The sequence below is a fragment of the Streptomyces humidus genome (genome assembly GCF_014649655.1).
Taxonomy (GTDB): domain Bacteria; phylum Actinomycetota; class Actinomycetes; order Streptomycetales; family Streptomycetaceae; genus Streptomyces; species Streptomyces humidus.
In genome coordinates this window covers 121104-130525 of sequence record NZ_BMTL01000015.1, presented here as the reverse complement: position 1 = coordinate 130525, position 9422 = coordinate 121104, and the positions used below count along the sequence as shown (strand labels likewise).

Sequence of the window (9422 nt, the reverse complement as noted above, 5' to 3'; positions counted from 1 at the left end):
CGGAGGTACCCCCAGTGAACGGATCGGCCGAGAGCGTCCCCGGCACGGACAGCGCCGAGGAACGGGTGCTGGCGGTGCTGCGCCGCACCACCCTGGAGATCGTGCCCGAGGTCGACCCGGCCCTGTTCACGCCCGACCGGACCCTGTCCGACCTGGGCTGCAACAGCATCGACCGGGCCGAGATCGTCACCCTGGCCATGGAGGAGCTGGACATCGCGGTGCCCGTGCACGAGTTCCACCAGGGGATGGACCTCGCCGCCCTGGCCGCGATCATGCGGAAGCAGCTGTGAGCGGACCCCCCGCGCACGGGCGCGCGGTGGTCGTGACCGGGCTCGGTGTGCTCGGCGCCGTCGCGTCCGGCGTCCGGGAACTGACGGACGCGCTGCGTTCGGGACGGTGCGCGCTCACCGCCCCGGCGCCCCCCGCCGACGCGGATCGCCCCGGCGTGACCTGGCCCGCGTTCACGGCCGAGCTGACGTCGGACGAGGTGCCCGGACGGGCCCTGGACGCGCTGCCCGGCCTGCCGGAGGACCTGCGGTCCGCCGCGCGGCGGACCGCGCTGCGGTCGCCGGTGCCGGTGCGCGCGGCCGTCGTCGCCGCGCTCCAGGCCTGGCTGGAGGCCGGGCTCGACCGTACGGCTCCGCCGCCCGGGCGCATCGGCGTGGTGGTGGCCGGGAACAACCTCACGGAGCGGGTCACCGAGGACGGCCGTGCCCGCGCCGAGCGCAACCCGGCCTATCTGCCCGCCCGTTACGCCCTGCACCAGCAGGACACCGATCATGTCGCCACGCTCAGCCGCGTCCTGGGCGTGCGCGGGGAGGGCTGCACGGTCGGCGGCGCCTCGGCGAGCGGCAACCTCGCCCTCGTGCACGGCGCCCGGATGCTCGCCGCCGGGGCGGCCGACGTGTGCCTCGTCGTGGGCGCCATGACCCGGCTGTCACCCCTGCAGACCCGCGGCTACCTCACCCTCGGCGCGATGGCCCCGGCGGACGGTGCGCCCGCCCGCCCCCCGGCGCCGTTCGACCGTGGCCACCGCGGCTTCCACCCCGGGCAGGCGGCGGCCTGCACGGTCCTGGAGACCGCCGCGTCCGCCCGCGCGCGCGGCGCGCGGGCGCTGGCCGGGCTCGCGGGCGCCGCCGTCGTCCTGGACGGCAACCACCTGGCCGACCCGTCGGTGGACGGCGAGGTCCGGGCCATGGAGGGCGCCCTGGCACAGGCGGGCGTGAGCGCGGCCGACGTCGGCTGGGTCAGCTCCCACGGCACCGGATCCCCGCTGGGCGACCGCACCGAGGCCGACGCCCTGCGCAAGGTCTTCGGAACGGGCGACGACGGCCCCTGGGTCAACGCCACCAAGTCCCTCACCGGCCACTGCCTCAGCGCGGCCGGCGTCGTCGAGGCCGTGGCCGCCGTCCTGCAACTGCAGGCCGGCTTCGTGCACCCCGATCCGGGGCTGCGCGACCCCGTCGACGCCGGCCTGCGCTTCACGGGGGACGAGCCGAGGCGGGCACGCGGCGGGTTCGTGCTGTCGAACGGATTCGGGTTCGGCGGCTTCAACTCGGCGGTCGTCCTGGCTCATCCGGAGGCCTGAAGCGGACCGTGCCGGCCCGCCGATGCTCAGAAGTGAACAGAACCGGGCGCTTGTCGGGACGTAGCGTCTGACCCCGTGCCGGGTGCGGACCTGCGGGACAACCAGGAAGGGTCTCCTATGACGGACACGACCGACGCCACCGGGCCGCTGCGGGACCCCGAGGCCGAACCTCCCGTGTTCCCGCAGGAGAAGGCGCCGGGCTGCCCCTTCGACCCGCCTCCCGGATACCGCCGCCTCCAGGCCGAGGACCCGTTCGCCCCGGTCACCCTGCCCAGCGGACAGCGGGCGCGGCTGGTCACCCGGCACCGTGACGTACGGGCCGTGCTGGACGACCCGCGCTTCAGCGCCGACAGCTCCCACCCGGACTTCCCCCGGATGTTCCCCCGGCCCGTGCCCCAGGTCCTCAAGGGCACCTTCCCCCGGCTCGACGGCGCCGAGCACCTGCGCTACCGCCGGATGCTGGCCCGCGACTTCACCGGCCGGCGGGCCGAGGAACTGCGGCCCCGGATCGAGCGAATCGTCGACGCCCGCCTGGACCTGATGGAGAAGACGGGCGGCCCCCTGGACCTGATGGAGGCGCTCGCCTACCCCGTGCCGTCCACCGTCGTGTGCGAGCTCCTGGGAGTGCCGGCCGAGGACAGCCCGCTGTTCGAGTCCCGCACCCGGGTGCTCATCAACGGCCGCAGCGGTCCGGAGGAGACGCAGCGGGCCAAGGACGAGATCCTCCACCACCTCGAGGGTGTGGTGCGGGCCAAGGAGAAGCAGCCCGGCGACGACCTCATCAGCCGGCTGCTGGTCGAGCAGGTGGCTCCCGGGCTGCTGGACCGAGCGGAGGTCGCCGTCATCGCCTGGCTGCTGCTCGCGGCCGGCCACCACACCACCGCGACCATGATCGGCACCGGCGCCATGCTGCTGCTGGAGAATCCCGAGCAGCAGGCCGCCCTGCGCGCGGACCCCGGACTGGTCCCGGGCGCGGTGGAGGAACTGCTGAGGCATCAGACGGCCATGCAGATCGGCATGAACCGGATCGCGACCGCGGACGTCACCATCGGTGACGACACCGTGCGCGCGGGGGAGGGCGTGGTGTGCCAGCTGGCGTCCGCCAACCGGGACGCCGCGGTCTTCCCCGACCCCGACCGCTTCGACGTCGGCCGCACCGCCCGCGGCCATCTGGCCTTCGGCCACGGTCCCCACCAGTGCCCCGGTCAGTCCCTGGCCCGGGTCGAGCTCCAGGTCGCCCTGGAGCGGCTGTTCACCCGGCTGCCCGGACTGCGGCTCGCCGTCCCCGCCGCCGACGTGCCGTTCTGGCACCACCTGTTCGGCATCCACGGCGTCAGGGAACTGCTCGTCACCTGGTGAGCCGCGTCGTCCGCCGTCCGCGCACGGGGCGGCCCGGCGCACCCGCCGCCCCGTCCCACCGACGCAGGAGGAGTCGTTGTCGGAGGTACAGCAGGAGCTGGTCCACGGGTTCGACGGGCTGCGCGCGGCCTCCCTGTCGACGCGCCGCAGCGAGAAGTGGCGGCGCTACCCGCCCGACATCCTCCCGGCGTTCATCGCCGAGATGGACTTCCCCGTCGCCGAACCGGTGATCGACGCCATCCGCGCCCACCTCGTCGAGGGCGGCGACCTCGGCTACGCCTACGCCTACACCACCGACGCCTCCGTGCAGCGCGCGTTCGCGGCCTGGGCGCGGGCGAGTCACGGCTGGCGGGTGGAGCCGCGCAAGGTGGTGCTGTTCCCCGACACCATGCGGGTGATGGAGGTGGCGCTGGAGCGGTTCACCGAGCCGGGCGACGGCGTCGTGGTCGACGTGCCCGCCTACCCGCCCTACTTCGAGGCCATCTCGGCGGCCGGCCGTCAGGTGGTCGCCCAGCCGATGCGGCTGCGCGGGGGCCGCTGGCGGCTCGACCTGGAAGGGCTGGCCGGCGCCTTCCGGTCCGGGGCCGCCGCGTACTTCCTGTGCAATCCGCACAACCCCACCGGGCGCGTCCTGACCGTCGGGGAACTGCGCGAAGTGCTGGCGCTGGCGGCCGAGTTCGATGTCGCGGTGATCTCCGACGAGGTGCACGCCCCGCTCACCCACCCGGGGCACCGGCACGTGCCGCTGGGCTCGCTGCCCGAGGCGGACCGGGTGGCGACGGTGACGGCCGCCTCGGCGAGCAAGGGCTGGAACCTGTCCGGCCTGAAGTGCGCGATGGCGGTGGCCGGTCGGCCCCGGGACCACGAGCGGCTCATGGAGATGCGCCCCAGGGAACGGGACGGGGTGGGCATCCTGGGCGTGAGCGCGAGCGAGGCCGCCTTCACCCGGGGCGATCCCTGGCTGCGCACCGTACGTCACTATCTTCACGGCAGCCGGCAGATGCTCGTCGAGCTCTTCGAGTCCTTCGGTCCCGACCTGGTGCTGGTGCCGCCCGAGGCGAGCTACCTGGCCTGGCTCGACGGCCGGCGGCTGGCTGAGCGGCTGGGCAGCGCCGATCTCGCGGGATTCTTCCTCGGCCGGGGCAAGGTCGCCGTCAGCGACGGCCGGGAGTACGGGAGCGAGGGCTTCATCAGGCTCAACTTCGGTACGTCCCAGCGCCTGCTGGAGGAGATGGTACGCCGCATGGAGAAGGCTGTGCGGGAGGAGGACCCGGATTCAGGTGGCGCCGGCGGGGCACCACCGAGAAGCATTCCGGGATATCCCGCTCCGGTGTGCGGGTCTTACAGGCCGGCCGACAGCGAGGAATTCTCCAGGTAATCCGTCAACTCGGCGATGTGAATGCACAGATGGGCGTCCTCCGTGCGATGCACCACACCGGCCGAGGAAAACCTCTTGAGGAAGTATCCGACGCGGGAACGTGTTGTCCCGACCATTTCCGCGAGCTCTTCCTGAGTTATTCGGTCGCGAATCAGGGCGGTCTGGTCCCGGCGGTTTCCGACTTTCCTTCCCAGGTTCACCAGTAATGCCGCCAGCCGGTGCTCGCTGTCCATCGTCACCAGATTGGCGATCACTTGCTGCTGCTCCAGCAGACGGTTCGCCATATGTCGGATCAACGCCTCGCGCAGCGGTGGGCCGCAGTCGCTCATGATCTGTGCGACGCGCACCTGGATCAATACGCTGACCTGCATGGCCTGCGCGGTCTCGGTGCGCTTGGCGGCCAGCAGGGCGGACTCTCCGAACACATCGCCGGGCGCGTGTATCGACAGCAGGCACTGCTTGCCGTCACGGGTGTGCGTGAGTGTTTTGATCTGGCCGCTCTCGACGAGATAGATGTGTGCGTCCGGCTGGCCCAGATTGTAGACGTGCTCTCGTCGGCCGACATGAATCCGTGTCCCTCTGAGATTCCCTCTCCTGGCTGCTTCCTGAAGTGCATGGGCCAGGCTGTGCTCGGCGTTACAGAAGGATTCCATTCCGCTCCCGGTGATCGACTTTGACCGGCAAAATCCGCTGGTGACAGCCGTTCGTCGTGATCGAATTCCTGCGCCGAATCTAAGACATCGGACCCAGGCAAGGGTAGGGCTGCGGGCCAGGTTGGCTGCAATTGACCGTAAACTGCTGGGGCGATTTGCTGCGCATTACGGGCCGCCCGGTGGAACCGGTAATTCCGATTTCATGCGCATGGGGCGCGTGGGGTGGATGGGGTGGCCGGGGGCTGAAATGGCGGGTAAGCGCGGGGGCGTCGTGGGGTGCGCAGGGGGTCGGCCGACCGTGTTGGTGGCGCTTTGTGTCGGATTATTCGCGAAGTGCACACACGGTTTTGCGTCACTTTTCGGTCGCGGACGTGATGCGACCGTTTCCGTCAAGATCCTCTGGGGTCTGCCGTGCGCGCGTTTCCTGCGCGGCGGAGCGCGCGCGGCGCGGAGAGCGTCCGCCGCGCGCGCGGTGACGAGAGTCGGCGGACCGACACCTCGCAGGCCCGGCGAGGACATCGGCACCACTTCCCTGGCGCTCGGCGAGGACGTTTCCGTGCCGCTACACCGTAGGAAGGGGCAGAGCGGGGACGTATGTGGCCGGACACCACAGTTCCAGGTGCGGGAGTGTGCACGCACCTGGAAGGGTCCCGGATCCCGGCCGGAGAGCCGGACTCCCGCGCGAGGAGCGGCGCCGGCACGTCACGGGGCCGGGTGCGGACCGCGCCGCCGAGGACCCGGGGACGACCGGCCCCGCCGGCCGGACCTCGGCGGCCGTCGCGGCACCGGGCCGTCGTCCCGGGGCCGCGCGCCGGTCTCCGGAGGGACCTTCCCTCATCCCTTCGTCCGGTGCTCCCCCGTGTCCGGCTGCTCCAGCTGGGAGGCGAGGACCGCTGCCTGGACCCGGCGCTGCACGCCGAGCTTGGCCAGCAGGCGGGAGATGTGGTTCTTGACGGTCTTCTCGGAAAGGTAGAGCTTCTTGCCGATCTCACGGTTGGTCAGGCCGTCGCCGATCAGCGCCAGGATGTCCCTCTCGCGTGGTGACAGGCTCGCCAGCTCCGAGGGCACGGCCGGGCTCTCCGCGGGGTCGGCCCGCAGCGAGCGCATCAGACGGGCGGTGGTCGAGGGATCCAGCATCGACTGGCCGGCGGCGACGGTGCGGACCGCGGAGACGAGGTCGGATCCCTTGATCTGCTTGAGGACGTAGCCCGAGGCGCCGGCCATGATCGCGTCGAGCAGGGCCTCCTCGTCGTCGAACGAGGTCAGCATGAGACACGCGAGCTCCGGCATCTGACTGCGCAGTTCCCGGCAGACCGAGATGCCGTCGCCGTCGGGCAGGCGCACGTCGAGGACCGCGACGTCGGGTCGGAGCGCGGGACCTCGGACCAGCGCCTGGTCGACGGTGCCCGCATCGCCGATCACCGAGATGTCCGGCTCGGCGTCGAGGAGGTCGGCCAGGCCGCGGCGGACGACCTCGTGGTCGTCCAGCAGAAACACCCGGATCGGGTGCTGCTCGGTGAAAGTACGTGGCTCTGGCATCGCGTCCCCTTGCTTCCCCTGCGGCGACAGACCGCGGACTGTCCTTGATCTCGATCATCACTCGCCCGGGCCGTATGCACCAGGGCCGACCGGCCCTGCCCCAGAAGGAAGGACGGGCCGGGCGCCCCACCATGATGAGGCGGCGGAGCGCCGCGCACCACCACCGGGCACGCCGACACGTTCACGCCGGGCCGGCGGTCCCGGCGCCGTCCGCGGGCCCGTCCGCCCGCCCGGTCGGCTCCGCGCGCCGCGCGAGGTCGAAGTCCACGTCCACCACGCCCTCCACGGCGCGGATCAACCGGGCCGCCACCGGTACCAGTGAGAGGTCGCGGACCTGGCCGACGAGCTTCACGACGCCGTCCGCCACCTCCACGCGCACGTCCGAGGCCGGGGTGGGGAACAGGTAGGACACGACCTCGCGCCGAACCTCCTCGGCGATCTCCTCGTCGGTGCGGAGGAAGACCTTGAGCAGGTCGGCCCGGCTCACGACGCCCTGGAGCAGACCCAGTTCGTCGACCACGGGGAGCCGCTTGACCTTCGCGCGGGCCATGGTCCGGGCGGCCTGGGCGAGCGTGGTGTCCGGGCGGACCGTGAGGGCGGGCGAGGTCATGAGCTCCCCCGCGGTCACCGCGCCGGCCTTGGCGAGGTCGGCGAGGCGGCGCAGTTGCGTGCGCCTGTCGGGGTCGCTGTCGCGGAACTCCTCCTTGGGCAGGAGGTCCGCTTCGGAGACGACGCCCACGACACGCCCCTCGCCCTCGATGACGGGCAGGGCGCTGATCCTCCAGTCCTGCATCAGCTGCACCATCTCCTTGAACGCCGCCCCGCGGCCGACCGCGGCGACCGTCCGGGTCATGACGTCGCTCACGATGTGCGGTGTGCCGTGCATGGCCACTCCTTCGTTTCGTCCTGAGCCGGTTCCGCCGGTTCAGACGGTGCTGCCCGCTCCGTAGGGGGCGTACAGGTCCAGCAGCCGCGTCCTGGTCGAGCGGAGACGGTGGGCGAGCACCTGACCGACCCACTGGCTGACGTCGTGACCCAGAGCAGGGTCCTCTCGGCACATGGACCGGACGGCCGCGGCGTCGAACTCATAGGCCCTCACGGGTGTGGTCGCCTCCGCGCCCATGTGCCAGACGTGCGGGGGGAAGAACCAGGACCAGCCGACCAGTTCGTTGTGTCCGAGGTTCTCGACGACGGCCGCCCGGCGGCCGGGGACACGGGTGTCCAGCTCGATCCTCCCCGTGCGGATGATCCAGAAGCGGTCCGCGCGCCCGCCCTCCTCGAAAAGGCGTGTCCCCTGCGGGACGGACACCTCGTGGGCCACACCCATGAGCCGCTCGCGGTGATCGGCGGACAGCGAGCGCAGCATGCCGGCGGTGGGGAATGTGTTCATGGTCTGTCTCCCTCGCGGGTCCGGACTTCCAGTGCCACCCTGTGCCCTGGCCCGGGGGCGGTCCATGGGCCACCCGGCCCACCGACCGGCCCGTTCGGTACGCACCGGCACGGCTGCGGTGAGGCGGGGCCGCACGGACCCCCCGGACCGGGACCTTCGGGACCCCCGCGGGCCCGGACGGCCGCTGTCCCCCTCCTGCGTGGCGCGGCAGCATCGTTCAGGGAGCGACCCGTCCGCGGCCACCCGCCAGGGAGGGCCGTCCGCCACCCGCACCGGGCGACCGGGACGTCGGCGAGCGGTGAGCGGACGCCGCCCCGGGCCGTCCTCGGCCTCAGGCCGCGTCCGCCCGTGTGACCGGTCGTCCGCTCCGCGCCCGGCCGATCGTCTCCGACCGGGCGGGAGAACCGCCTGCACACCATCGAGTCCGAGGCCGTGTCCGTCGCCCCCTGAAGGCCGTGCCCGTCGCCCCCTGGAGGACCGAAGCCATGCGTATCGTCGTCGCCCTCGGCGGCAACGCCCTGCTCCACCGGGGCGAGCGCCCCGACGCCGCCGTCCAGCAGGCCAACATCGACCGGGTCGCCACCGCGCTGGCCGCCCTCGCCCACGATCACGAGCTCGTGCTCACCCACGGGAACGGCCCCCAGATCGGCCTGCTCGCCGTGGAGAGCGCCGCGGACCCCGCGCTCAGTGCCCCCTACCCGCTGCACCTGCTCGGCGCCCAGACCCAGGGCATGATCGGCTCCCTGCTGGCCCGCACCCTGCACGACGTCCTGCCCGGCCGTCACATCGCCGCCCTCGTCACCCACACCCTCGTACGCCCCGACGACCCCGCCTTCGCCCGGCCCGCCAAGTTCGTCGGCCAGGTCTACTCCCGGGACGTCGCCCGCTCCCTCGCCCGCACCCGCGGCTGGCACATCGCCCAGGACGCCACCGGCTGGCGCCGTGTCGTCCCCTCGCCGGCGCCCGAACGGATCCTGGAGACCGACACCGTCCACGAGTTGCTGAACAGCGGCACCCTGGTGATCTGCGCGGGCGGCGGGGGCGTGCCCGTCACCGCCGACCACGACACCGGGGCGTTGACGGGCGCGGAGGCCGTCGTCGACAAGGATCTCGCCGCCGCCCTGCTCGCCGAGGATCTCAAGGCCGACTTCCTGCTCATCCTCACCGACGTCCCGTGCGTGTACGAGGGCTACGGGACCCCCGCCCAGTCGCCCGTCCTCGACGCCACCCCCGCCGAGCTGCGACGCAGAACGTTTCCGGCGGGCTCCATGGGGCCCAAGGCCGAGGCGGCCGCCCGGTTCGTCGAGCGGACCGGAGGGCTCGCCGCCATCGGGGCGCTGGACGCGGCGTACGAGATCGTCCACGGCAGGTCGGGCACCCTCGTCCGGCCGGACCTCGCGGCCGGCTGACCGGAGCCGAAGGGGATGGCGGGCCAGGGCCGTTCGGCCCCCGCCGCGGGGGCCGGACAGCGCGCCCACGGGCGCTGTCCGGCTCTCCCCCGGGTGATCACGAGCG

General features: G+C 72.6%; 9 protein-coding genes. 5 read left to right on the top strand and 4 right to left on the bottom strand.

Annotated features, from left to right (window positions below; translation table 11 throughout):
- Positions 1-14: 14 nt before the first annotated feature.
- From IE239_RS19215 to IE239_RS19200, 4 genes are all read left to right on the top strand, one after another.
- A complete protein-coding gene (locus IE239_RS19215; RefSeq protein WP_190150587.1) occupies positions 15-290 on the top strand; it encodes a phosphopantetheine-binding protein in 276 nt (91 codons plus the stop codon).
- Positions 287-1588: a beta-ketoacyl synthase N-terminal-like domain-containing protein gene (locus IE239_RS19210; protein WP_229878185.1), complete on the top strand. Its 1302-nt coding sequence runs from the start codon at positions 287-289 to the stop codon at positions 1586-1588. The genes IE239_RS19215 and IE239_RS19210 overlap by 4 nt, the downstream gene beginning before the upstream one ends.
- A 117-nt stretch (positions 1589-1705) precedes the next feature.
- Positions 1706-2947, top strand: coding sequence for a cytochrome P450 (locus tag IE239_RS19205; RefSeq protein WP_190150586.1), 1242 nt, complete (start codon positions 1706-1708; stop codon positions 2945-2947).
- Between the two features lie 76 nt (positions 2948-3023).
- On the top strand, positions 3024-4325 hold the full coding sequence (locus IE239_RS19200; protein ID WP_190150585.1) for a MalY/PatB family protein: 1302 nt from the start codon (positions 3024-3026) through the stop codon (positions 4323-4325).
- Here IE239_RS19200 and IE239_RS19195 read toward each other — a convergent pair.
- The 4 genes from IE239_RS19195 to IE239_RS19180 all read right to left on the bottom strand — a co-directional run bounded on the left by IE239_RS19195 (position 4289) and on the right by IE239_RS19180 (position 7907).
- Positions 4289-4978: a Crp/Fnr family transcriptional regulator gene (locus IE239_RS19195; RefSeq protein WP_190150584.1), complete on the bottom strand. Its 690-nt coding sequence runs from the start codon at positions 4976-4978 to the stop codon at positions 4289-4291. The genes IE239_RS19200 and IE239_RS19195 overlap by 37 nt on opposite strands.
- 834 nt (positions 4979-5812) lie before the next feature.
- A complete protein-coding gene (locus tag IE239_RS19190) occupies positions 5813-6517 on the bottom strand; it encodes a response regulator (RefSeq protein WP_190150583.1) in 705 nt (234 codons plus the stop codon).
- A 181-nt stretch (positions 6518-6698) separates the two neighbouring features.
- Complete coding sequence (locus IE239_RS19185; RefSeq protein WP_190150582.1) at positions 6699-7403, bottom strand: CBS domain-containing protein; 705 nt, start codon at positions 7401-7403, stop codon at positions 6699-6701.
- 39 nt (positions 7404-7442) lie between these two features.
- The gene (locus IE239_RS19180; RefSeq protein ID WP_190150581.1) at positions 7443-7907 is read right to left on the bottom strand and encodes a Crp/Fnr family transcriptional regulator; all 465 of its coding nucleotides are present in this window, start codon (positions 7905-7907) and stop codon (positions 7443-7445) included.
- A 485-nt stretch (positions 7908-8392) separates the two neighbouring features.
- On the opposite strand from IE239_RS19180, the gene IE239_RS19175 reads away from it, so the two are divergent.
- Entirely contained in the window at positions 8393-9316 is a 924-nt protein-coding gene (locus IE239_RS19175; RefSeq protein ID WP_190150580.1) for a carbamate kinase, read from the top strand.
- Positions 9317-9422 lie beyond the last annotated feature (106 nt).